We start from the raw sequence: 25,717 nt of genomic DNA, 5'->3' as shown, positions 1-25,717 counted from the left end.
ATGTATTCGTTCTTACCGTTTTCTCGGCGGTATTCTTACCGAATGTTGTGTACTCCTAATTGCCAAAAATCCTGCACTTATACTTACCGGCTACATGCATTCCTAATTGCCAAAAATCCTGCATTATAAGTTACCGACTACACCTAACCATAGTTTTCCCCCTTTATACTCTACGATTAAAGAAGAGTATTATCATTTTAATCCACAAGTACTTACGCTAAATAACTATCTACTTAATTTTAAAGGCTATTGGCATTCAGAGAATTATTTTAAAGATGCTGCAGGTAAGATTAAAGAAGAATTAAAATTTAATAATATACCTGGCCTTGAATTTCATTCTTATAAAAAGGAAATTGAAAGATCGGAAAATGCAGTTTCAATTCATATTAGACGAGGTGATTATGTTAACCACCCTGAGTTTAGTAAGACCTTTGGCTTCATTGGTATAGAGTATTATCAAAGAGCAATCGAGTTAATGAAAGAAAAGCGATTTAATTGTAAGTACTTTGTTTTTACGGATGATATGGATTGGGTTTTGAAAAATTTCACTCAAGAAGAGAATTTTGTATTTGTAACGAATACTGGAATTGATGCTGATTTAGATGATTTGCATTTAATGAAATTATGTAGCCACAATATAATTGCGAACAGTTCTTTTAGTTGGTGGGGGGGCCTGGTTAAATAATAATACTAATAAAACTGTTATTGCACCAACAAGTTGGTTTAAAAACCAACCGAATTGGAACACTAAGGATCTTTTACCTCCAAATTGGTTGAGAATTTAATTTTATAATACGATAATTGCATAAAATTATTTAATAATCTTCGACATTGATAGTCGGCACCTTAACCAAATATGAGAAAAGAATAAACTTTATTACATTAGAAATAATTATTAGAGAACCGTAACCTATACAGCTTTTAATTTGCAGAAGAACATTATTTACTTAACCAACTCCCTTTTTCCATATTCAATCTTCGGTGATTCTTGATTTTTGAAATTTTCAATAAAATGTAAAAGAAAACTTTTAGTTCAAGAAATGATTCTTTCATTTTGGCTTTAAAAAATGAAGCGAAAAAGAATTCCATTCTTGATCTTAAAAAAACCATAAAACAATGATAAAAACTATCATTGATGTTCATTAAAGTAATCAAGCAGCCTACTATTTGTCTTTTGTAACGCTTACCATAAGGAAATTTTTCAACACTTGCCAATTCCTGAACTCTATCATGACAAGCAAATGCAGCCGGACAAACGCCTGTCTTTCCTCCATGAAATATTACACGATGCAAATAATCATTGTCTTCACCATAATGAGGAAAAATAGGATCAAACAAACCTATCTTTTCAATCCCTTCACGACTTATAAGCCAAAAAGCTGCATTTACAAAACTAGTGGTATACACTTCTTTTACAGATCCATTTCTTAGAATTAAGTCAGACACCATATTTTCACAATGGTATGGTGAGATATAAAGAGAAAACCCAAAATCTAATTTCTTACCTGTACCATCTAGGTGTAACGGACTCAAAACATAATATTTAGGATTCGCTTGATGAACTTCCACCAATTTTTCAATAGTTTCTGGCATAACCCAGGCATCTTGATTCAAAAGAAAAACATAATCAGCGCCCAATTTAAGCGCTTCTGTGATACCTATATTATTCGCTTTTCCAAAACCAAGATTTTCAGGACTATGTAAAATGCTAACCTCTGGAAAACCAGATTGTATAAGAGATATACAATTATCGGTTGAATTATTATCAATGACTATTGTTTGTACCGAAATGGTTGAATTACGCAAACTATTAAAACAATTTTCAACCCATTGAGCCCCGTTAAAAGTGACAATAATTACAAATATTTTAATGTTATTTTCATTAGGGATCTGACTACGCATTGTTGTTTTTAAGAAATTTATTTATTTTAGGAGATTTATATATGATTTTAATGATATTTATGATTTCATTTCTTGAACCTAGAACCATATTGATAAACATCATTAGCAATAAAAAAACCTTAGCCCAATAATAATCATAAAAACATGAAAACCAAATGCCTAATGAGATTAAGATTACGGGTAACCAGAATATAAGGAGCTGTTTAAGATTAAAACCCAAAGCTTTGTAAAATATGTAAACCATATTAAAAGGTAATACAAATAAAATGAACGACAATGAGTAAAATTGGGCAATCCCTTGCAAGGAATAAATGGCACCAATCGAGATTCCTGCAATGGTAAAAAAAGCACCAAACCAACCACTAATCATTAGTTTTTTTTCCTGATTCAATAAGACTAGTACATTACCCGTAGTTGATAGTAAAGACTGCCCGAATATCAGCAATCCAAAATAAGGCAGTAGTGTACTTACTTCAAGCCAGTTTTTACCCCAAAGGATAGATACCAGTTGTACTGGAAACAAGATGAACAGGAAGGCAATTGGGTAAACAAGGATAGAGATAATTTTGAGCACAAAAATATACTCTTTGTTAATATCCCCTCCCTCAGCCTTTAGTTTCTTTAAACTTGGATACAATACTGTACTCATTAATCCTGTAACCAAGGATAAAGGCATGGTTAATAAACTATATGCACGGTTGTAGATACCCAAATCGCTCACCCCATATATTTTACCAACAATAAGATTATCGGCGTTTCTAGACCAATAATTAACCATATTAAAACCTAAAAGATTTTGAAGACTACTTCGAGTATACTTAAAGGCTACTTTTATATATTTTAGAGGATAAATCCTGTAACCAAGTTTAACTATATTTTCAAAATAAAGAATGGAAATTATTGATGTAATTATTTGCGGAATAATAATTGCCCAATGCTCGGCTCCGAAATAGGCTAATATTATAGTTAATATAATACTAATGATGGTATTGATCAGGGTTAATCTTCCAATTTCATTAAAGTCTAATGTCTTTGCAAGCAGTGCACTTCTTACTATAGAAAGGCTACGCGTTAAAAATGTAAAAGATAGAATGATGGCTGGCAATATTAGTCCATGATTTCCATAAAAAGAGGCTATTGGCCATGCCAAAAGAGTCGTTAAAATAAATAACACTAAACCAATTAATAGGGACAAACCATCCATCCCTTTATGGTAGGACCTTCCAAAATCGCTCTTTATGATAGCTAAAGAAATACCGCTATCAGAAAAAACTGATATAAAGTTTATAAATACAGCTATTAAACCTACCAGTCCATAGTTTTCGGGAAGAAGTAAACGTGCCGTAATAAAAGAAGATAAAAATACGATGAGCTGGGATAAATAATTATAACCACCGGTAACCAAAACATTCTTGAAAAAAGTCTTTTTAAAACTCATTGGAGATTTATGTAAAAATCTATTTTTAATCAATAAAACATAAAATTTTATCTCATAATAAAATCCCAAAATGCATTAGCGGAATCGACTGGAAAAGTATAAAAATTAATTTAATTGAAAGCTTCATCAACAATAATATTTCACATAATATTAAATTTAAAATATATCTCGATCCTAAATTTTGGTTTTTGATTATATTCCTAGTAATATTCTTCTAAAAAATCATGTACAGCTACGTCTGTTTTTGCATGGTGAATTTTTGCCCCAGATAGTGACGGAAAAATAGTATTAAACTCATTGAGTTCATGCTCCATTCCTCTTTTTGATAAAATGATATTATTCCCTTCAAAATAACTTGCAAAAGCTGCTGTGCCACCATGAGCAGAAATAAAATGCTCACAGTTTGCATAAACCAATAATTGTAAATGATTAAAGTTATTCACCCTATCAATATTCTGAAGGTATAAGTTATTCATTAATAAAACTTGAGGATAATTCACAATAAGCCATTCATATTCATTTAAATCAAGAATTTCACTGTTGTCAGAAACTATTTGTGATGGCAACGGCCTATTATATATTATTTGATATTTCTCACTATATTTATTGATAATACTTTCAAGCAACGATATGCTTAAATAATTAATTGGCAATTCATCCCACTCTAAATTGTATTTATTAGCAATTATCAAAATGGGCTTTTCATATTTAAAAATATCATTTTTAAACTGTGTTTTTAATGGAACCCTAACCCATTTTAGATAACTAAAATTTATGTTGTGTGTCATATTTGGAATTTCAAAGTTATCATAGCCTAACTCCCACACCCTTTTACTATGCCTTTCTTCATGATCATTACTAAAAAAATATAAATCCTTTGTGTTTTTGCTTGAAATTGTTTTTTTTAATGTGCCATTCAAATGATGCCAATAGGCAAATGGCAAAACATATCTCAATTCTTGATCAAATTCACCCTGAAATTCGATCGTTTTATATTTAGACTTTTTTAGGTAATCCTTAATATAATATCTTAGTTGCCTGGTCTTGCAAAAATAATTATCTCTTATAAAATATTTATAATCATTTCTGATATTCGGGTAATTTAAAGAAGCAATCAGGTATAAAAATTTTAAGTAAATTTTATTCATAAAAATTTATGATAAGTTTTAATATTGACAATTAGCAAAAGTTAAATTGAAATAAATCTATATAAATAAGAAATTAGATTGAAAAACAATCATAATGTTGTTTTATCTAGATTTTTAAAAAATTAATCAGCATCAGTTATTATTATTCATTTTATAGACAGTATATCCAGTTAAGTTTTCAACTTTTAAACATTACCCTTTCTTATAGTCCTATTTAAAAAAAATCATTACAGAAAAAATATTCAATTTAATTACACTACCATCATATTCTTTCAGTGAGAATAACCAAAGTTTTTATTCTAATAATTTCAGTAAAGTTAACATAAAAAATAATGACTCTATCCAAAGAAAAAACTATTTTTGAATACTATTTAACTTTAAATAAAAAACTTATTAATCGATGTATTATAGTCTATTTATAAAAATAGCAATTACTAAATTTTTGAAAATTATATGAATGAGGCGACAAACAAAATAACCTTGGTTACTGTGTGTGACAACAACTTTGCAGTTATGCTTACAGTTTTGATCAAATCAATTGAAATTAATCATAAAACCAATGAATCAATTGACCTATATATAGTTGAAGACAATATAAAAAGCAAAAATAAATTAAAACTAATAGCTTCTATAGATCATAAAAAGATAAATGTAATTTGGCTAGATATGGCTGATTTATTACCTAAGGACATTTCTTTACCCTTGGATAGGTCCAATTTCCCCTTAAATGTATACCTAAGAATATTAATACCGCACTTCCTTCCTCAAAGTTGCGAAAAAGCAATCTATCTTGATGTGGATATGGTAGTTAGAAAAGACATATCATTGCTTTGGAATACAGCTATCAATGAAAAAATTATTGCCGGCGTTGTGGATCGCTCAGAAAAAGTAAGTAGTACTTGGGGTGGAATAACTAATTTTAAAGAACTTGGCATTCATCCTGATACAAAATACTTTAATAGTGGCTTGTTAATAATGGATTTAAAAAAATGGAGAAAAACTGAATTATCACTGGAAATACTAAAATGCATTGCTAAATATAAAGAATATGCTAATTTTCCAGATCAATATGGTTTAAACGTAATATTTGCAAACCAGTGGTTTGAACTAGATCAACGTTGGAATACTTATTCACCTTCGAATGAACAAAACCCTTATATTATTCATTTTATTGGTACTAAACCTATATATTCATCATATGACAGTAATTTGAATTATAAAAAGGAATTTTTTCATTATTTAAGTTTAACTAAATGGGCAGATTTTAAGCCGAAAACAGAATATAATCGACTGTTTAACAAGATATTGAATAGGATTAAAAAGAAATTAAAAACATATATAAAATCCTGATGGATACATTAAGCTATAACTTTAAGGAAGTTTCCTTATTAATTACGCATTACAACAGATCTGAGTCATTGGAAAGGTTATTAAAATCTTTTGAGTCTAGACAATGTATTTTTGCTGAAATTGTAATTTCTGATGATGGTAGTAAACTGGAACATTTAAATTATCTAAAGAAAATTCAGCCAGTATATGGTTTCAAGTTAGTTACTTCGGAAGTAAATAAAGGCCTTGGAAATAACATGAATAAAGGTCAGGATGCTGTAATAAGTGAATTTACTTTATATGTTCAAGAGGATTTCATTCCAACTTCATCATTTGCCAATAATTTTCAAAATGCTTTAGCGATCCTGAAAGGTCGAAAGGATCTTGACATCATAAGATTCTATGCCTATGTAAAATATCCATACTTAAAACCTTATAAAAACGGCTTTTCGGAAATGCTTATACGGCCTTGGTATACTGATTACATGAAAATTTATTATTATAGCGATCATCCTCATTTAAGAAGATCTAGCTTTCTCTCCAAATTTGGGCGCTATGCTGAAAATGTGAAAGGTGATAGAATGGAATACAGAATGTGTGTCTCTTTTATTCAAAATAAAGGTAAAGGTTTATTTTTTGACAAATTTAAATCACTTTTTATTCAGGAGAATTCAGAGAATGAACCTAGTACCATGACAAGAAATAATTGGACACAGACTAAAAACCCTCTCATATCAACAGCAAGGTATTTTTATAGACAATTAAAATATAATTTCGATATCTGGTTTTATAAAAAATAAATTTTAAACTGTTTCTTTCAGCTTTTGAATAACTTGTAAAAGATTAGCAGTTACTTTCTTCCAACTGAAGTTTTTTGAAAAACTGATTCTTTCTGCTTTAAGCAATTCATTGTCTTCTGCAATAGCTTTAGCTATTTGTTTATTGAATTCAGCTGGCGTTAATGCTAAATACGAATGATTGGAGAACACTTCTTTCATGGTATTAGTAGCGGTACCTACTATTGGTTTACCCATTGCCAAATATTCAACAATTTTTAAAGGAAAATTACCTAAGGTAATTTCATTGAGTAGTTGTGGATTAATACATACATCAAAATAACTAAGGTAGGAAGGAACTATTTCTGTCTTCATTTTAGGTATAAAATGTACATTTGGTATTTGATGTAGTTCACTGTTAAGAAAACCATCATCCTCAGGGCCAATTAAAACTAGGCTTCCCCTATTCAAATTTTTAGCGATGTTTTCAATAAGTGAAATATCTAATCTAGTTGAAGTTAATGCTCCTACATAACCAACAATTGGACGTGCTAAACCGACTAACTCTGCCGGCTCTTGCCAATCTTTTTCAGCATTGAATATATTTAAATTTGCTCCATTACTGATATAGAAACTATTTAGGTTATAATTCATGTCTTTCTTAGTGAAATCCATTGAATTACATACAACAGCATCACATTTAGACATTAGTTTGGGTTCTAAAGTAACCCCATGTCTTTTCCAATAGTCAAAGCCTAAAGTGTAATCCCGATCTAAATAAATAGTGAACTTCGGTTTCAAGAGTTCCTTTAAATAATAACTTCTAAAAATATCTTTATCTATTATTAGATTAAAATTATTAAAATTTAACTGTTTAATTGCTTTCTTAATATCGCCAGCAAATCGCTTATTATTAAATTTATTAAAAAACGAAAATACGCTTGTCGAGGGTATCCAATTTAAAGACTCAATTATTTTCCCTGGTGTTAAAACCCATAGGTTATTCTCGTCTTTAACTAAACCGGTCTTCCCCTCCTTAATTTGTTTGATATGCGCTTGTATAAAAACATCTTCACTCGGCAATAACCAGGCTTTCCTGTCAATTGGTGGATTGACATATAAAACCTGATGTTCTTTAGCAAGTTCTTTTGCCAAACTTGTTGAAGTCGACTCTCTATCAGTATTAATTCGTTGTAGGCTTACAAAAATAAAATTCATTTCTTAATAGTATAAAACTATAATGCTAATTGGCTGATTTTTTTGTGTCGTGTGGTTTTTCACTTTTTAATAGGGTAAAAAATCTTCCTGCCTCACGGGTTATTCTATTGGTAATGGCCTTGTAAAAACTTCCATCACGATCTAAAGTCCTAGGACTAGTCCATGGTCGTGCATTGTTTGACTTCACTTGTTCAATACTTCCATATTTCATCATATCAAAAGCCAGCCTTCCATCGTCACCTCTTGTATTGTGCATGATGTATCCGGCTTTTAAACCATACGCCTTAACATAGCCCATACTTATGCCGAATGCATTTAAATAGGCTCTTTTTAAATGCCTGACTCCTGCAATGGCATCTTTCATTTTCTCCAGCATATACAATTGCCATCTCGCATAGCCTGGTTCTGGAATAAAAGAATACCGGCCATAAACACACGCTACGCCAGGTTGTTGCAATACTTTCATCATTTCATCCATCCATTCTGGTGGATAAAGGCAATCGGAATCTGCCAATAAAATAAATTTTCCTTTTGCATTTTCCTGGGCCATTTGTCTTGCCGGACCACATCCTTGTATAGGTTGGAACAATTGTCTCACATGAATTCGGTTAAGGGTATCCTGTGTGTGATCTGCAGAATTGTTATTAACTACTAAAATTTCAAAAGGAAGCTTACATTTCGTTTTCGACAAAGAGGTGATACAGCGTAAAATGTTCACTTCTTCATTATAGGCAGCAATTATAATAGTGATAAGTGGCTCAGTACTTTGCAGCCTGTCTAATGCTGCATTTAAGTCTTCAAATATCGGATTTGGTATTTCAAAGTAACTTTTAAATGGAAGATTAACTTCTTTTACCCAGGAAGGGACTGTATAATTGATCATTTTTTATTCGATTGAAGTTGAGTCTGGCTTTTCATTTTGTCAATTTTTAACGTGATTGATATTAGCGCTATAAAGAAATAAAAATAAATATTTGATGGAAACTGAACAAAGCTCTCCTGTGGATAATTTCCAACTCCATAAGCAAAAATAACGACCACCGTGGCTAAACAGTAGTTTTTTAATTCAGGGTCTTTTATTTCAAAATAGTTCTTTATTCCTGTCTTTAAAATAACAAACATTAGCGTGCAAAAAAGAAACAAGCCTACCCAGCCTAACTCTACCGCAACTCTTACATAACCACTATCTGGAGGAAAACCAGCTAAAAATGAATGTGGTGAAAATCTTGCCCCCCAAACACCAGTTGCTCCTAAACCACCTCCAAAAGGATGTTTTTGTATATAGGGCTGTATTTTTTTCTGATTCATTGCTCTAAGATTAAAAGAGGCATCGTCTGATGGAGTGAAAGCAGATTGGAAACGCTTTATAGAAGGACTTGAGGTAGGAACGTAAACTAAAAACAAAAGTAAAATTCCAGAAAAAATAGAGAAAATTAAAACCTTCTTATTAAAATTTAGAATCGTAAGCATTACTATTCCTACTGGTATTAAAACATACGCACCCCTGGTTCCTGAAAGCAACATTGCACTTAAAAAAAATAGCACTAAACATCCTAAAACTACTTTTTTCCAACCAGGTAACGGCCCAAAAAGTAATGCAATACAGAACAAACTGCAAGATACCATATTATAAGAAAAAGCGACAGGATCAGAAAAAATAGAGAATTTTCGCCACACTCCATTAATAAACAATAACTTTCTTAACCTTGGAGTTTGAATTTCAATCTCTTCAAAATAAAAGAAGCCAAAAAGTTCCTGCTTATAGGCATACAGTGCAGCAATAACTGTTAAAAAGATCCAAATCTTCAGAATCAACCGCACAAATTTAATTTCCCTTATTTGATAGGTAAACACAAAATATAAAAGCATTACCCCAGCAACAGACCTGATAGTGTATAACCATGCCATTCTAGATTCTGCAGTAGGATTCACTATTTGTAAAACATTATATAAAACCCATATTAAAATCATACCTCCCAATGGATCTTTAAAAATACTCCAGTCAGGATTGCTTTTTTGTTTGATAAAAAACCCCAGAATTAACAAAGCTTGCAGAAAGTCCATTACTGTCCCTAATGGATAATCGACCATATTTAACCGTATAAACCACATGATGAAATACGCCAAGATGAATAATACTGTGATTCCAAATTTTGGATAGACGACTATAAAATAAACAGAGGGTATTCCAACTATCGCTACAAAGAATAAACCCGCACCCTTTACTCCAAATTGTGAAGTGAAAATTGAAATTAATGCACCCAAAATGATAAGAAATGCCATTATGATAATGGGCTTCAAAGCTTCATTTTTTAAAAAACCTTTTAAAATGTTACTGGTTTTTCTCATTATTTATGATAATTTAAAATCAAACTCTTACAGCAAAAGAAGCTTTATAAAAAAAAAATAGGTTGAAATGGCAGAAATGAAAATTGCAATCTTATAAGTAATTTCTTCTATTTTCTTCTTTTCTTTCGCAACCTGTTGTTCATTGCGTTTATTTGGCCTTATTTTCATTGCTATTTACGTTTTTAACGGTGATGAAGCTAATAAGCATTTATTTAATGTCATCATTACTGTGTTTATGATAATGAGTAGTAGCTATCGATGTTTTATTGGCATTTTTGCTTTTTGACAGGGATAGTAATTGAAAAAAAATAAATTTTGGTATTCCTTTCAATGATTTATAGATTCTTGCATCTGCACCGGAGTGCTTCAGTGCCAAGTAAAAGCCAATTACAAATAACAGAAATGCCAACAACCACAGATAAAAACCTAAAATTGAAGTGAATAAACTAATTAAAAGAAATAAACCTGACAATAAAATAAATATAAAAAGAGGAGGTCTTAATAAAATCAACCCAAATAAAAACTGGTTAGTACTTCGATTTTTTATTCCTTTAACGACGATCTCAAAGCCAAATTTAAAGTATTTAAACCAGGTATTGATCCATCTGGCTCGCTGATTTATCAACTGACTGGATTGGGAAGTTTTCTCGTCATATACTATAGCCTGATCGGTAAAGGCAATCCGTAAATCTCTTCCTACTATTGCTGCTTGCAAAACCTTATCAAATCCAGCGCCTGTAACATCAAGGTGACCTAAACATTCTTTATATACCTTTGTGGTAAATGCCATCCCTGAACCTGAAAGCGTTGCTGAAGAATTCAACTCAAAAAGAATTTTTCCATCATAAAAATGGTAATAAATATCTCTTGCTGCATCTAGACAGGCAATGGTCGAGTCTAGGTTCTTAGCTTTCCTAATTCCTTGAACTGCCTCAAATCCATTTGAAAAACTTTTATTTATTGCTGTTAAGTATTCTGGGTCAACCAAATTATCACTATCGATGATAGTTAACCTTTCATGTGGTCTAATAAAATGGGCTATCGCATAAAAATGTGAACGTGTATTACTCGCTAGGGTTTCTGGTGGAGTTAATATAATGACACGCTTATCTTCAAAACAAAGATCCTTGGTATCACAGTTGTCAGCAACAATATAAATAAGGTAATTTGAGTAGTTTAATTTGAGCAACGATTGCACTACAGCAGGTAAAAGAGCAGTTTGTTGGAAAGCGGTTACGATAATGGCATAATCTATTTCCTGGATGTCTTTAACCAAAGGTATTTTGACTATTTTTTTTAACTTCCACAAAAAATAAAATAGAATTGGAAGAATTAAATTATAGCCAATAAAGACCTGAACGATAATCCATAATAACACCATCAATTTGTTTTTGAATTAACTTTATTAATTATCCAACCCATAAAAGAACCTGTTTCTTTTAAATAAGCAATATAATTTTTTTTACTTTGGGTTATTGTGCCCCCTGACTCAAAAACAGAAAGAATATTTTTAGAAAATAAAGCCCATTCTTTTGATTGATCTCTATTTGTCAAAGCAGCAGTTTCGATTATAATTAAATCATAAACATTTTTGGCTTCTTCTATTTTTAATTGAATCTGCTCATGACTAGCTAATTCTAATAAGGAAGTATCTCCACCTTTATTACCCAAAATATCTATAGAACCAGATTTATTATTTTTGTCCAAATCAACTTGATTGTTGAAAAAATCTTCTAAATAAATTTTGCTAGTAGCAGCTTTTGTAATACCTGGGTTACTGAAATTCCCGTCAATCACCAAGATCTTTTTATTCGTCATTTTCCAAGCCAAGGCCAGGCTCAACGCAATTAAGGTCTTTCCTTCTGATGGATGGATACTTGTAATTACTAAAACTTTATCCTTTAAATCTCGCTCGATCTCAAAACGTAAAGAACGCAATTGATTCTTAAAATCTAATAAATGTGGTGCCTGGGTTTCCTGATTCCATAAATGATTAAGGTCTTGTGATGCCGTTGACAATTGATTTATCTCACCCAATACAGGAATATCAGTTGCATTAGCTAATTCCTGAGCAGAAGAAATACTTTCGTCCAGAAAGTAAATAATAAAAATAACTAAAAGGCAAAACACAAAACTTATTATTCCACTCAAAATTACCAATAGCATCTTCTTAGAAGGCTGAGACAAACCAGGTACACCTGGTTGAGCAACAATCATTTTTGTTGAAAAAGAAGATTCTAAATTACTCTGGTTATATTTATTCAAAATGTCTAAATATTCCTTACTGGCAATATCTATACTCATTTCCAACGATTGAACATCTGCCTCTTTTGGAACTAACATTTCAAACTGCTTATTTAATGTCTTTAGTTTATTCGCTATAGAATTGATACTGTACCTGGAAATATCAAGCTGAATTTCAAGATTAAGCTTTTGTGAAATTAATTCCTGCTTCGTATTTAAAGGATTAGTAATGTATTGATCTGATGACCTATTTACTTGAGCGGTCAATTTCTTGCTTAAGGAGTCGTAACTTGACTTATACTTTGGATCAAGGTCGTTTGTAATGTATAAATCATAAAGGGTACTTAATTCTTCTTTTGTATTAACTATTGACTGGTTTAATTTTGAAAGTGAGGCCTCTATATAATTTCTGTCCCTGGGGTCAAACTTTTTATCAATTTCATTCACTGCGCCTGCATACGAGGATGTTTTTTCTATTGCTTCCTGTTTTTTAGTATCATACTGCAGTATTAAGGTATAAAGTTGCTTAGATTGTTCTGTCAAATTTAAAACACCATTCTTAACTTTATAATTCCGGAGTTCCTTCATTCTATTAGACAACGTATCACTTTTTTCTCTTAACATTTCGCTGAAGAAATTGCTGGCTCTTACTTGACTTTCCTTAATAGAAGAGGTGTAATTTTTAATAAATTCAGAAGCAATTGAGTTTACGACCATCGCAGATAAATCCGGATTCTCTGATTCGAATTGCAAAACAATAAAATCACTGTCGCCGGGACGATAAATAAGTAATTTCTTTTTTAGAGATTCTGCATCGTAACCCATGGATTTTAAAAGCTCAAACAGATCATTTTGAGCTGAACTTGTTAAAGTTAAACCTTGTCTTTTTAAGTATTTTTCGCGAAATATCATTAAAGCCTGTGCCCTGACAGATTGATTTAAATCTAACAATTCTTTACTATTATTTTTAAAAGGAACCTTAGCAGTAAGATCATGTATGATAAGTTGATAAGACACTTGATCAAGGACTTTATTCATCCTCATGATTTCCATAAGATTACTGAATTTCTGATTCACCTTATCACGATCCGCAGATTGTAAAATTACAGATTGTTGTTGTGTCTCATCTACTATTCCAGTTGCCACCTGCGCTTGTGAAATATAAGAGCTAGGAAGGTTACGAACCAGGAAAAATGTAATAATTACGGTTATTATTGGAACAATAATCAGTATTAACCTATATTTTTTTAAAAGATGTAAAAACTTAAATACCTGGTCCATTATTTTATGTCTTCTAATCTTGTAACTGTTAATTCTTCTATAGCGATTTTTGCACTCAAATAACCTGCTTCTATTTGCAATTTATTTTGAAATGCTTGATTTAATGCTGTTGATGCACTATTGAATTCTAAAAAGGTGACTTCACCTTTCTGATATTTGTTCTTTATAGCATTAAAATTAATTTGAGCTTCTGAATAGGCGTTGTTTATTGGGACAAGTGATTTCTGAAACTGTAAGTATGTAAAATACCTTGTTTTAACCATAGTCGCTAGTTGTATAAAATATTCTTCTTCATTCGCCTGGGCAATTTTGACTTGTTCTTTAGCCTTCTTTATATTTCCAGGTTTAGAAAACAATATCCCAGGATTGAAATTTACGCCAAATTGATAGCCAGTTAAAAAATCTGCGGTGGTTAAATTAACTGCATTTGTATTGGCTTGATTTGACCGTGCTACATATTGTAAAGAAAATGGATCTAACCAGGATATTTTTGCAGCTGACAAATCTGTTTTCGCCATAGTGATCTCACTTCCTAAAGTTTTAACCTTAGGATAATTTGCTTTTGCCGTTGCAACAAGTCTTTCCATATAAAGGAAAGAGACCTCACTTAAAATACTTTCCTGAGCAAAAACGCGACTTGTTTGAATAATGAAAGAAAAGAGGCATATTATTATGGTAAGCGTAGACTTTTTATTCATAGATAAATAAAGTAAAACCAAATATATAAGTTTATCATTAAATAATAAGCTAATATTATACCAATCAAACTAATATAACTCAATATAATAATGTTATTTTATCAAAAAAATAAAATTTATTCAAAGATTAAATTAACGGAAGAATTGAATAAAGTTATCCTCAAATAAAGGCAATGCAAAACCTATTTGTGGTAAAGCAATTAAAAAAATTGAAATTGAAAGAAATACCTGTTTTAATACTGATTTGAATTCGTAGAATAAAATATAACATTTGGGGAAATTATTCCACAACAAGTCTTTGAATTATTGACTTTCAAGCTAACCATCCATTAATTCTATACATTTCAGTATTCGGCCTTATTTTTGGATATATTTGAATATTTTTATAGACATTTTAGTGACTACTTTATGATAAAGCTTTTACGGCTTGCCTTATGTTTTATATTTAGCTTAGGTATAACGAATGCATTTGCTCAATTCCCCTACACTGAAAGTTTTAAAAACGCAACCGCTCCCGGAATTAATTTTGGTGGTGCTCCGTCTGCTTTTCTAACTGCCGCTGGCAGTAGTTATGATTTAGAAACCCTATCACATACTGGAACACCAATAGATGTGCCAGACAATGGCTATCTTCGTTTAACCAACAGATCATTAAATCAAAAAGGATACATTTATAGCAATTCAATTTTCCCTTCTACCCAGGGCTTAACCGTGCAATTTGAATATTATGTATATGGAGGCAGTGGTGCTGATGGGATCAGCTTTTTCCTTTATGACGCCACAGCTAGTCCTTTTAATATTGGTGGCTTTGGTGGGTCTTTAGGTTATGCACAGATTACAACAACAACACCTACCTCTCCTGGGGTTAGTAAAGGTTACCTTGCTATAGGACTGGATGAATTTGGAAACTTTTCTAATACAAACGAAGGAAGACAGGGTGGCATAACTGGTTTAAGTCCTGGTTCTGTAACCCTTCGTGGTAAAGGTGATGGTGCAGCATTAACTGCTGGTAATTACGCCTATTTAACTTCAATTAAAACATCTTCATTGGGCTTTAGTTTGGTTGGAGATATAACATCCAGACAACCAGAAACTGCATCTCCTGGTTTTCGCCGTGTTTTAATGGATCTGGTTCCTAATCCTAAAGGCGGTTACAATATAACGGTGAGAATATCTCGGGGAGGGCCGACCTTAGTTACCTCAACTGTCATTAATAACTATTACTATCCTGGAGCTGCACCAGCGAACCTGAAATATGGTTTTGCTTCCTCAACAGGAGCTTCAACTAACTTTCATGAAATTAGAAACGTATATATTGATGTATTAGATGAGAATAGTTTAGTTTTTCCTAAAGCAGCCAATGATGAACTTACTTTATGCCAAGGTAACCTGGCAAGAATAGATATTAGTACCAACGACAAAACTGATAATGCTGGTGGTTCCATAAATAAAGCATCAATAGATCTTGATCCTACAACAACCGGTCTTCAGGATACTTTTACTGTACCAGACAAAGGTGTGTTTTCTATAAATCCAGGTGGTGATATTATTTTTACTCCTGTACCATCATTCTCAGGCAGTGTAATAGGAAGCTATAACATCAAGGATACTTATGGTAAAACTTCAAATAACGCTACTATAACATTAACCTATACTGCTGGTCCCGTTACACCCAACGCAGGAACTGATCAACTTTTAAACATCAGCACACCTACAACCACCTTTACTTTTCAAGGAAATAACCCAGGTGCCAGTACTGGTCTGTGGACACAAATTTCTGGCCCAAGTACGGCAACGTTTGTTAACCCTGCACAATTCAACACTGCAATAAACAACCTTAGCAGCGGCGTTTATATTTTTCGCTGGACCCTCCGTTCTGCTGGCGGCTGTGAACTCTTTGATGATGTTCAAATTGTAGTTAACCACCCTCCTGTTGCAAATAATGATGCCTTGTCTACCGACATTAATACAAGTGCTGCAGTCCTGATTTTAAATAATGATACAGATGCTGATGGTAATAATACCCTAAACCGCGGAAGTGTTGTCATTGTAAGGCAACCTCAAAATGGAACTTTAGTAGTTGATCCGCAAACTGGTATTGTAACTTACACCCCAAATAACGGCTTTTATGGAAATGATTTTTTTGTCTATACCGTAAAAGATATCCTCGGCGCAATATCAAATCAAGCTACTGTCAATATTATTGTCAATCCTCCCCCTATGCCAAGTAGAATAGGTCTGGCAAAAGCATTGACTTCAAACATCAAAAATATGGATGGTAGTTATGACCTCAGCTATACTTTTAACATTATTAATTATGGCGCAAAGGCAAGTATCGACAATGTAAGTTTAACTGATGATTTAAAAAGTACATTTAAAAATAACACCGTCATAGTGAAACGCTTAATTGCTACAGGCAATTTGATTGTTAATCCGGCTTACGATGGAGTCACGGTTAAAAATATGCTTTTGCCAAACAGCAACATCAGTGCACAAAATAAAGAACAGGTCATTCTAGATATAAATGTGAACCTAAAAGAAACAGAAGGAACCTTTAACAACATCGCCTTTGCGTTGGGCTATTCATCAAATGATGGAAGTCCGACAAACGACCAGTCTACGAATGGTTTATTCCCTGATCCTGAAGTCGCCAATGACGTTAGCCCTGCAATACCTACACCGGTTACTTTAAATCAAGTAGAATTGTTTATACCTGGTGGATTCTCTCCAAATAATGATGGCATCAATGATTACTTCTTCATCGAAAATGCAGCAAATGTGCAAATTCATTTAGAAATCTTTAACAGATGGGGCAACCGTATTTACCGATCAACAAATTATAAAAATGAATGGAATGGTAAAACAACTGAGGGCATTCACATAGGTGAGGATGTACCAGTAGGAACCTATTATTACATCATAAAGATAGATGGAAAAAACAAGAAAGCTGGACCGCTAAACATTAGAAGATAAAATGCTACAACTAAAAAAAAAAATTATACTCTTGGTCTTGGTGCTTTTGGGTCTAAACTTAAAAGCGCAGCAAGACGCAATGTATACCCAATACATGTTCAATACACTTGCCATTAACCCTGCTTATGCAGGCAGCCGTAATGTAATTTCTGCTACTGCTTTGTTTAGAAATCAATGGGTGGGTATTGATGGTGCGCCAAAAACAGGAACTTTCACTATTGATGCCCCTATTTTAAACGATAAAATTGGTCTGGGTTTTCAATTAATTAGCGACCGTTTAGATAAAACTCAAACTACTTCTGGAGTTTTTAGTGCGGCTTATAGAATTAAAATGGATGTGGGCACATTAAGCTTTGGAATGCAGGGAAATGTTAGTCAGTATAAGGTTAACCTTTTGGATATTCCTCTCAGTTCTGGTGCTGCTTACGATCCTGCCTTTGCAAGTAACATCAACAAAGTCCTGCTAAACTTCGGAACGGGGATTTATTATAACTCAGATAAATTTTATATCGGTTTAGCGGCCCAGGATTTATTGCCTAACGACTTGTCTGCGGAAAATTCATCGGGCGAAAAATTAAGTGGTAAGCAAGCTTTACACCTGTTTTTAGCTTCAGGCTATGTTTTTACACTAACAGATGATTTTAAACTTAAACCTTCTTTCCTGGTAAAGGGTGTTAAAGGTGCGCCCATTCAAGCAGATTTAAATGCGACTCTATGGATTAAAGATGTTATTGGTATAGGTGCTCAATACCGTACAGAAGCTGACATAGCTGGGCTTGTTGAAATACAGGCATCTCCGCAAATTAGAATTGGTTATAGTTACGACCGTAGTACCACAAGTCTGCAAAATTTTAATTCAGGAAGTCATGAAATTATGCTACGTTATGAATTCGGATTTGCTAAAGGTAAAACACTTTCGCCCAGATATTTCTAATTGTCTTATGAAATTTTTCAAATATAAAATTGCCTTCCTTTTCTTGTACTGCATAGCTTTTACAAATCCTTTGCAAGCACAGTCTTCAGCTAGCCTCTCTTCACAAATGAAAAAGGCAAGTTATCAATTCAAATCTTTGCAATATGACGAGGCCATCAGACAATTGAATTTAATTTTAAAAACAGATTCAACCCAAGTTAAGGCTCAGGAAATGTTGGCCTATAGTTACAAAATGGTGCAAAACTATGAAGCTACATTAAAATGGTATAAAAAATTAACAGCTAACAAACCTTTAAAACCAGAATGGGCACTATACTATGCTGAAGCATTGGCAAATAACCAGCACTATGAGGGTTCTGAAGGCTGGTATAGGAAATACCTTTCCTTAGTACCTGCAGATAAAAGGGCAGCTGTTTTTGCACGTACTCATTCAAGTACATTTAATACTAACACGGGCAATTGGGTTATAAACTTTACAAATATCAATACTCAAAGTGCTGAATATGCTCCAATTTTTTATAAGGATGGTTTAATTTTTAGCAGCAACAGGCCAACGGCTAAAATAAATAAACGTGTTTTTTTATGGGATAATACACCATTCACTAACTTATTTGCAATTGAAAAACTAAGCGAGATTAAAGCCGTTAATTCTGACAGTTTAAAAAAAGCGTACAAAACCAATTTAAATAAGTCATTTAAATTCAATGATGATGATACCGCGCCTACCAGTAATGACACAAAAAATTTAGGTATTTATACTTCTTCCATTCAAAAGGATACTTTAAGAGCTTTATTAGCCAATAGCGTTCATCCAAAGCTCCTCACTAATAAAGTAAACACAAAGTTTCATGAGGCGGCGGCGGCTATATTTCCTGATGGTTCCATAATTTTTACCAGAAACAATTATTTTAATGGCAATGCCCAGACCAGTATCGAGGGCATCAATAAACTTAAATTATATACTGCCACTGGCGATCACTTGTCAAAACTGACGGAATTCCCATACAATAGCAACGAATATTCTACCGGACACCCTACGTTAAGTGGCGACGGTACTATTTTAGTCTTTGTTTCTGATATGCCTGGTGGTTATGGTGGAACTGATCTTTATTATTGTGTTCGTTCTGGTGATGGACAATGGACCAGACCTATAAATTTGGGTAAACAAATTAATACGGAGGGAAATGAAATGTTCCCCTTTCTTGATAAAAAAGGTTCGCTATATTTTGCATCTACTGGTCATGCTGGTTTAGGGGGACTGGATCTTTTTGAAGTTCTGCTGAAAGAAATGAAACCAGTTAGTCTGCCAAAAAACATGGGTTCTCCAATCAACTCTCCTAAAGACGATTTTAGTCTGGTAAAAAGTGAGGACGGAAAAATTGGTTTCTTTAGTTCTAACAGAAGTGGTAGTGATGATATTTACCGGTTTAAACGTGCATTCCAATTAATTATTCTGGAAGGAATAGTAACTGATGCGATCACCAGGATTCCAATTGCCAACAGCAGGATACTCATGCGTCACCTGGATGGAATAGATACCCTCAAAACAGATAGGCAAGGAAAATATAGGCGGGAGTTACCAAGAGAAACAGATTATGAAATGACAGGCAGCAAGCTTGGATACATTAATAAGCTGAGTTTTGTTACTTCGCAGGGCATTGAAGTAGATTCAGTCATTCGACACGATATCATATTAAACCGGACCGAATCTCAGCAGCAATTTGTGTTGAATAATTGTGACTCTTTGAAAAAGGTCTTTGCGGTAAAAAATATTTATTATGATTTGGATCGCTCTGAAATTAGACGTGATGCAATACCTGCCTTAGACGAACTTTATATTTTGATGAAAAAACATCCTGAAATTAGTATCATAACGTCTAGCCATTGTGATAGTCGTGCTTCCAATGATTACAACCGTAACTTGTCTTTAAGAAGGGGTGCTGCCGCAAGGGCATACCTGGTAAATAAAGGCATAGCCGCCAACAGGATCAGCGTTGAATATTATGGCAAAACCAGGTTAGTTAACCGTTGTTTTGATGGTGTACCTTGCTCTGAAGAAGACCAACAGATGAATAGGCGAACAGAATTTGAGGTCATCATAAGGGGCATTAACCTTACGCAGCAAAATTGTGACGACAACTAAAAAAGCGCTTAGGAAATTGACCTAAGCACTTTTTTTATGTTTATATTATTATACTTTTTCTTTTTGAACAAGCGCAGGGAATGTCTTAAAAATAATCTTTACATCCAGCCAGAAAGAATAATTCTGTGCATAAAAATTATCCAGCTTTTTACGTTCCCTTTCAGACATGTCTTCGCGGCCTCTTCGGCTAACCTGCCAAAGTCCGGTTAAGCCTGCTGGTCCAAGAAAACGCATGCTCCATTCATTGGAGGTCAACATTTCGGCTTCATATAAAGGAAGCGGACGGTTACCCACTAATGACATATCGCCTTTAAAAACATTATATAATTGCGGCAGTTCGTCGATACTGTATTTCCTGATCAGTGCCCCGAATTTAGTTACCCTTGGATCGTTTTTCAATTTAACAAAGGTTGTCTGCCCGGCTTCTGATTTATGATATTGATTCAGCTCAGTTAAAGAATCCAGCTCCTTATTTGCATTATTACGCATGGAACGGAATTTATAAAAATCAAAAATCCTGTATCCTGTACCTACCCTTTTGCTTTTAAATATAACGGGTCCCTTTGACTGAGCAGCAATAACTGCTGCAACCGTGAGCAACAATGGAGACAGTAATAATAAAGCAGTACCAGAAGCTAAAACATCAAAAGTTCTTTTATATAAAGGTATTTTATAGTTAACATCAATTTTCGAGAGATCTGAAAGCTGTGGCTTGATTAATTTAAACTTAACAAGAAAAACAACCCGCTCGCAAAGGTCTTTTAATGGTATCGGAGTAAGGTATAAATCATTTACCTTATAACTCATGGCCGTTTTTCTAAGTTCTTCATCTGCATCATTGGACAGCAAGATCAACACCAGTCCTTTCAATAAGGGATCCTTCTTGATATTCGTTATAAATTCAAAACATTTCTTCCTGTCAGTTACTTCAATAATGATCACATCTGGTAAATTAAACAAGGATTGTTCTTTTAAATAGACTTCACAATTATCAATGGTGGTTTCGGCATGTACAATAAAAGCATCTTGCAGGACTTGCAAAATTTCTTTCGTAAAAGTTGAGCCTGAATACAGTAATCGAATAGAATGCTTAACGATAGTCGCTGTTTGAATACTAGTTTCCAACGAGTTCATATTTGCTGAAAACATTTGAGATAGCGGTTTTTAATTGTGTTGGATTAAAAGGTTTTGGTATAAATGCATCTACTTCAAAAGGCATCTGGGTAACTCTTTCCTCCAGGTTACTGGCTCCGGATAAAATGACAATAGGTGTATTTCTATAGAAACCACTGATCTTCAAATTATAGATAAAGGAACTACCATCAAAATAAGGCATTTCCAAATCAGAAAGGATTAATGAAGGCGAATGCCCTTCCTCGAGCCATGTGAGTGCCTCAACACCACTGTTTTTTATGATTAGATCATATTCTGAAGAAAGTACAAAATTCAATAATTTTAGAATTGTAATCTCATCATCTACAATTAGTATTTGCTTTTTAACCATAGTCATACTTGTGTACAAACCTTTAACGATACGAACATACAAAATTAAAATATAAAACAGAGAAATGCGAAAGCATAATCTTAGAATTAATTTTAATCTAACATTAAAAGAGCTGTAACATTTATATCTGTTACAGCTCTCAAATATGATTTTTAGGTATAATTCTTATTGTACCCTTCCAGATTTTCTATCCTGACTACGACCAATGATATAACCTGTACCTGCACCTACAACACCACCAATTACGGCTCCTCTACCTTTCTTTTTATCTATCATAGCACCACCAATTGCACCTGCAGCTCCACCAATTACACCGGCTTTTGCAGCTTGACTCCATCCTTCTTTCTTAGCACTGGTTGTTGTTGAAGAATTCGATCGAGAACTTGAAGTTGCAGCTGGAGCAGATGCTTCTCTTTGTTGAGACAATAATAACATGCGTTTTTCTTCGCGCTCCTCTTTTATTTGGGCTAACCGCTCTATTTCTTGTTTCTCAGCAACTTCAGCAGTTCTAAAGCTGTCTAACCTTAAGCTATCTCTTACTTCTTTTAGTGCAACATGTTTTGCTGCTTCTAATGTAGCCTGATCTTTTGCCTTGTTACTACAAGATGATAGAACGATCGCAATTGCGATTATAGAAAGTATTTTTTTCATATCAAAAATATCTAAATTTATAATTTATAATAGATATGAAAAAATGATGCCAAGATTTTTACTTATCCATTAATGGTGAATGTCCAACTTCTCCGTTATCTCTGTCAGAATCCTTTTCTCCATCTTTATTTCCTGTTATTCTATCGTTATCATTATTGAAGTGGTGGTACCCTGTATCTGAAGAATGATCTGCATCTAACCCCAGGTTATCCATTTCTGCTTGCTTTTCACCGGTTGTTTTGTCAACTGATATAGCTTTATGTTTGTTTTGGCAGTCTTTTTTAGCTTCCATAGTTGTTTAATTTATTTAAGCTATGAACAAATAATTACCCTTAAAGTTTAGTTAAAACGCTTTTTACATTTTTTTTGTAAAAATTTCAAGTTGTTGTAAGACTGTTTTTTGGATTTTAATTTTCTAATGTTTACTTTCACATCGAATTATATAATAAAAATATGCGTAAGACAGGAAAAGTTAAATGGTTTAATTCTTCAAAGGGGTTTGGTTTTATCACACCTGAAGAAGGAGGTAAAGATATATTCGTACATTTTTCTGCGATAGCAGGAGACTCGTTCAAAGAATTAAATGAAGGCGACGATGTTGAATTTGAATTGAATGAAGGTAAAAAAGGTCCTGAAGCATCAAATGTAAGAGTTCTTTAATCATACTCTTTAAAAAAATCAAAAGGGGTTTGCTATCTGGCATTACCCCTTTTTTATGGAAAGTAATTTTAATTATTAATGCAGATCAACAAAGAAACAGGAAGTATCAGTATTATTGGTTGCGGCTGGTATGGATTTGAATTAGCAAAAAAGCTGATAGGACTAGGGCACGTTGTGAAAGGTTCTACTACTACCCCTGCTAAATTACCTACCCTAGCTGAAGCTGGAATTAAACCATACCTACTGAATTTTGAGGCTGGAGCAAAACTTACACCTGGGGATTTCTTTGATTCAGAAATATTGATCATTAGTATTCCTCCAAAAAGGCATAGCGATCAAATAACACAATATCCTGAAAAAATTGAAATGATTGCTAAATTAGCTTCAGTCAATAACATCAAAAAAGTGATCTTTATTAGCTCCACATCTGTATATGGCGATTTAAATACGGAGGTTACTGAATTAAGCATTACACAGCCTCAAACGCCGTCTGGCAAACTAGTACTCCAAGCTGAACAGCTACTTCGCTCAAATAAAAATTTTACCACCTCAATTTTACGTTTCAGTGGTTTGGTTGGCCCGGGCAGACATCCGGCAAGATTTTTCGCAGGTAAAAAAAACATACCCAATGGTCAGTCTCAGATCAACCTCATTCATTTAATGGATTGCATCGGACTAACAATAGAAATCATTAACCATCAAGCATTTGGTCATGTCTTTAATGGTTCGGCTCCACACCACCCTCAAAAACAGGTTTTCTATATTGCTGCCGCTGCTGCCTTAAACATGGAATTGCCAGAATTTATCGATGAACTGAAAGAATGGAAAATTATTTCGAGCATTCAAGTACCTAAGCTGCTTAACTATAAGTATAAAACAGCAGACTGGATGAATTGGCTTCAGGCTATTTGAAAATAAATTAATAACTTGTACCTCTTTTTAGGTAATACAATTCTATGAAACTAACCATTTGGGGAGCTGCATATCAGGTAACTGGAAGCATGCATCTTCTGCAAACTGAAGACTATAATATTGTGATTGACTGTGGTTTAGATCATGAAAAAGGTACCCAACAGGAAGATAATGAGTATTTTCCTTTCCAACCTTCAGAAATTGATGTCGTTATATTAACCCACGCCCATATAGATCACTCCGGAAACCTACCTACATTAGTCAGATTAGGCTTTAATGGTCAGATTCTATGTACACCACCTACTGCCGAGCTGACAGAATTATTATTAATGGATTCTGTGAATATTTTTTTAAGTAAACTTCATAAATCCAGAAGAGGTTCCAACAGAAAGCATCACGGTGGCCCAAGGCCATTATACTTACAAAACCATGTTAATGAAACGGTCAGCCGTTTTGTGACCATTAATTTCCACCGGGAATTTAACATTACTGACCATATATCAGTAACTTTTATTCCTGCAGGTCATTTATTAGGTGCCGCAGCAGTGGTACTCAAAATCAATGAAAATGGAACAGAGAAAAAAATAGGTTTTACCGGAGATGTGGGCCGCAAAAATTACCCTGTTTTAGTAGACCCTGAAAATATACCGCCGGTTGATTACCTGGTTTCTGAAGCTACCTATGGTGGCAGGTTCCATACAGCGGATACAACTTTGGAAGAAAAACTGGTCGAAATTATCAGTAATGCCTGCATTAAATTTCCAGGAAGACTAATTATTCCTGCATTTAGCATTGGCAGAACACAAGCCCTGGTATTTGCCCTTAATAAAATATTCAGTAGCGGTTTGTTACCAAAGGTAAAGGTATTTGTTGATAGTCCGCTTGCTACCTTAGCTACAGCCGTTTACCGTAAACACCATGATTTGGTGAGTGAGGAATCAAGGGAGTTTTACAAAAACCATGGTGATGAATTTGAGTTTGATGCCCTTTCCTATGTAGAGGAGAAAAAAGAAAGTGCTTCCATTTCCAATTACCATGAGCCCTGCATCATTATTTCTTCGGCAGGCATGCTGGAAGGTGGCAGAATACAAGACCATTTATACCATAATATACAAAATTATTATTGTACTATTCTATTTATAGGCTACTGTGCAAAAGGCACCCTGGGGAACAGACTTTTAAGAGGCGACCCTGTGGTTCGTATACGAAACCGCGATTTAATGGTGTATGCCAGCATTAAAAAAACAGATTTACTGAGCGGACATGGCGATCATAACGACTTGCTGACAAATATTAAAGCTCAGAATCCAGAGAAACTTAAAACCGTTTTTCTTGTCCATGGTGAAGAAAAAAGTTTAGAAAGTTTAGCTATTGCCATACAAAACGAAGGATACAACGTTGAAATACCAAAAAAAGGGAAGGTATTTGAGCTATAAGTAAACATTAAAAATCATACATGTAGCAAATACTATACGTTATATTAACGCAAATGAATATTTATATTTACAAATAAAAATACTTTTTACTTGGTATAAATACCTGATTTTTAATTATTTA

22 protein-coding genes are annotated in these 25,717 nt (G+C 33.4%); 9 read left to right on the top strand and 13 right to left on the bottom strand.

Going from position 1 to position 25,717, the window contains the following annotated elements:
- Positions 1-106: 106 nt before the first annotated feature.
- Complete coding sequence (locus AAKU52_RS09245; protein WP_354332599.1) at positions 107-685, top strand: alpha-1,2-fucosyltransferase; 579 nt, start codon at positions 107-109, stop codon at positions 683-685.
- A 254-nt stretch (positions 686-939) separates the two neighbouring features.
- Here the strand turns inward: AAKU52_RS09245 and AAKU52_RS09240 are convergent, their stop codons facing one another.
- The 3 genes from AAKU52_RS09240 to AAKU52_RS09230 all read right to left on the bottom strand — a co-directional run bounded on the left by AAKU52_RS09240 (position 940) and on the right by AAKU52_RS09230 (position 4,488).
- Positions 940-1,902, bottom strand: coding sequence for a glycosyltransferase family 2 protein (locus AAKU52_RS09240; protein WP_354332597.1), 963 nt, complete (start codon positions 1,900-1,902; stop codon positions 940-942).
- The gene (locus tag AAKU52_RS09235; RefSeq protein ID WP_354332594.1) at positions 1,895-3,340 is read right to left on the bottom strand and encodes an oligosaccharide flippase family protein; all 1,446 of its coding nucleotides are present in this window, start codon (positions 3,338-3,340) and stop codon (positions 1,895-1,897) included. The genes AAKU52_RS09240 and AAKU52_RS09235 overlap by 8 nt, the downstream gene beginning before the upstream one ends.
- Positions 3,341-3,540: 200 nt before the next feature.
- A complete protein-coding gene (locus AAKU52_RS09230) occupies positions 3,541-4,488 on the bottom strand; it encodes a hypothetical protein (RefSeq protein ID WP_354332592.1) in 948 nt (315 codons plus the stop codon).
- Between the two features lie 453 nt (positions 4,489-4,941).
- Between AAKU52_RS09230 and AAKU52_RS09225 the strand changes: the two genes are divergently transcribed.
- Both AAKU52_RS09225 and AAKU52_RS09220 read left to right on the top strand, forming a co-directional pair.
- Positions 4,942-5,838: a glycosyltransferase family 8 protein gene (locus tag AAKU52_RS09225; RefSeq protein WP_354332590.1), complete on the top strand. Its 897-nt coding sequence runs from the start codon at positions 4,942-4,944 to the stop codon at positions 5,836-5,838.
- On the top strand, positions 5,838-6,617 hold the full coding sequence (locus tag AAKU52_RS09220) for a glycosyltransferase (protein WP_354332588.1): 780 nt from the start codon (positions 5,838-5,840) through the stop codon (positions 6,615-6,617). Before AAKU52_RS09225 ends, AAKU52_RS09220 begins: the two co-directional genes overlap by 1 nt.
- 3 nt (positions 6,618-6,620) lie before the next feature.
- On the opposite strand, the gene AAKU52_RS09215 is transcribed toward AAKU52_RS09220, so the two are convergent.
- From AAKU52_RS09215 to AAKU52_RS09190, 6 genes are all read right to left on the bottom strand, one after another.
- On the bottom strand, positions 6,621-7,811 hold the full coding sequence (locus tag AAKU52_RS09215) for a glycosyltransferase (RefSeq protein ID WP_354332586.1): 1,191 nt from the start codon (positions 7,809-7,811) through the stop codon (positions 6,621-6,623).
- A gap of 25 nt (positions 7,812-7,836) precedes the next feature.
- Positions 7,837-8,694: a glycosyltransferase family 2 protein gene (locus tag AAKU52_RS09210; RefSeq protein WP_354332584.1), complete on the bottom strand. Its 858-nt coding sequence runs from the start codon at positions 8,692-8,694 to the stop codon at positions 7,837-7,839.
- A complete protein-coding gene (locus AAKU52_RS09205) occupies positions 8,691-10,160 on the bottom strand; it encodes an O-antigen ligase family protein (RefSeq protein WP_354332581.1) in 1,470 nt (489 codons plus the stop codon). Before AAKU52_RS09205 ends, AAKU52_RS09210 begins: the two co-directional genes overlap by 4 nt.
- A gap of 208 nt (positions 10,161-10,368) precedes the next feature.
- On the bottom strand, positions 10,369-11,541 hold the full coding sequence (locus tag AAKU52_RS09200; protein ID WP_354332579.1) for a glycosyltransferase: 1,173 nt from the start codon (positions 11,539-11,541) through the stop codon (positions 10,369-10,371).
- Positions 11,541-13,685 carry an exopolysaccharide transport family protein gene (locus tag AAKU52_RS09195; protein WP_354332576.1) on the bottom strand — a complete coding sequence of 715 codons (2,145 nt, stop codon included), beginning with the start codon at positions 13,683-13,685 and terminating at the stop codon, positions 11,541-11,543. Before AAKU52_RS09195 ends, AAKU52_RS09200 begins: the two co-directional genes overlap by 1 nt.
- Entirely contained in the window at positions 13,685-14,272 is a 588-nt protein-coding gene (locus tag AAKU52_RS09190) for a TolC family protein (RefSeq protein WP_354332574.1), read from the bottom strand. The genes AAKU52_RS09195 and AAKU52_RS09190 overlap by 1 nt, the downstream gene beginning before the upstream one ends.
- A 519-nt stretch (positions 14,273-14,791) precedes the next feature.
- On the opposite strand from AAKU52_RS09190, the gene AAKU52_RS09185 reads away from it, so the two are divergent.
- From AAKU52_RS09185 to AAKU52_RS09175, 3 genes are read left to right on the top strand one after another with little or no spacing between them, the layout of a single operon-like run.
- Positions 14,792-17,356, top strand: coding sequence for a cadherin-like domain-containing protein (locus AAKU52_RS09185; protein WP_354332572.1), 2,565 nt, complete (start codon positions 14,792-14,794; stop codon positions 17,354-17,356).
- A gap of 1 nt (position 17,357) precedes the next feature.
- Complete coding sequence (locus AAKU52_RS09180) at positions 17,358-18,290, top strand: PorP/SprF family type IX secretion system membrane protein (protein WP_354332570.1); 933 nt, start codon at positions 17,358-17,360, stop codon at positions 18,288-18,290.
- A gap of 7 nt (positions 18,291-18,297) precedes the next feature.
- Positions 18,298-20,433 (top strand): OmpA family protein, encoded by a 2,136-nt coding sequence (locus AAKU52_RS09175; RefSeq protein WP_354332568.1) that lies wholly within the window; start codon positions 18,298-18,300, stop codon positions 20,431-20,433.
- Positions 20,434-20,481: 48 nt separating this feature from the next.
- Here the strand turns inward: AAKU52_RS09175 and AAKU52_RS09170 are convergent, their stop codons facing one another.
- From AAKU52_RS09170 to AAKU52_RS09155, 4 genes are all read right to left on the bottom strand, one after another.
- Positions 20,482-21,582 carry a sugar transferase gene (locus tag AAKU52_RS09170; protein ID WP_354332566.1) on the bottom strand — a complete coding sequence of 367 codons (1,101 nt, stop codon included), beginning with the start codon at positions 21,580-21,582 and terminating at the stop codon, positions 20,482-20,484.
- Positions 21,548-21,937, bottom strand: a complete 390-nt coding sequence (locus AAKU52_RS09165) for a response regulator (RefSeq protein ID WP_354332564.1) — start codon at positions 21,935-21,937, stop codon at positions 21,548-21,550. The genes AAKU52_RS09170 and AAKU52_RS09165 overlap by 35 nt, the downstream gene beginning before the upstream one ends.
- 165 nt (positions 21,938-22,102) lie before the next feature.
- Positions 22,103-22,588, bottom strand: a complete 486-nt coding sequence (locus AAKU52_RS09160; RefSeq protein ID WP_354332562.1) for a YMGG-like glycine zipper-containing protein — start codon at positions 22,586-22,588, stop codon at positions 22,103-22,105.
- A gap of 58 nt (positions 22,589-22,646) precedes the next feature.
- Entirely contained in the window at positions 22,647-22,880 is a 234-nt protein-coding gene (locus AAKU52_RS09155) for a hypothetical protein (RefSeq protein ID WP_354332559.1), read from the bottom strand.
- Between the two features lie 161 nt (positions 22,881-23,041).
- Here AAKU52_RS09155 and AAKU52_RS09150 point away from each other — a divergent pair, with 161 nt between their 5' ends.
- From AAKU52_RS09150 to AAKU52_RS09140, 3 genes are all read left to right on the top strand, one after another.
- The gene (locus tag AAKU52_RS09150; protein ID WP_196858447.1) at positions 23,042-23,248 is read left to right on the top strand and encodes a cold-shock protein; all 207 of its coding nucleotides are present in this window, start codon (positions 23,042-23,044) and stop codon (positions 23,246-23,248) included.
- 78 nt (positions 23,249-23,326) lie between these two features.
- Positions 23,327-24,160 carry an SDR family oxidoreductase gene (locus AAKU52_RS09145; RefSeq protein WP_354332557.1) on the top strand — a complete coding sequence of 278 codons (834 nt, stop codon included), beginning with the start codon at positions 23,327-23,329 and terminating at the stop codon, positions 24,158-24,160.
- 44 nt (positions 24,161-24,204) lie between these two features.
- On the top strand, positions 24,205-25,596 hold the full coding sequence (locus AAKU52_RS09140; protein WP_354332555.1) for an MBL fold metallo-hydrolase: 1,392 nt from the start codon (positions 24,205-24,207) through the stop codon (positions 25,594-25,596).
- The last annotated feature ends 121 nt before the right edge of the window (positions 25,597-25,717 follow it).

The organism is Pedobacter sp. CG_S7, assembly GCF_040544395.1.
Lineage (GTDB): Bacteria > Bacteroidota > Bacteroidia > Sphingobacteriales > Sphingobacteriaceae > Pedobacter.
The sequence above is the reverse complement of the archived record's forward strand: the minus strand, read 5'-3'. Positions and strand labels throughout refer to the sequence as shown.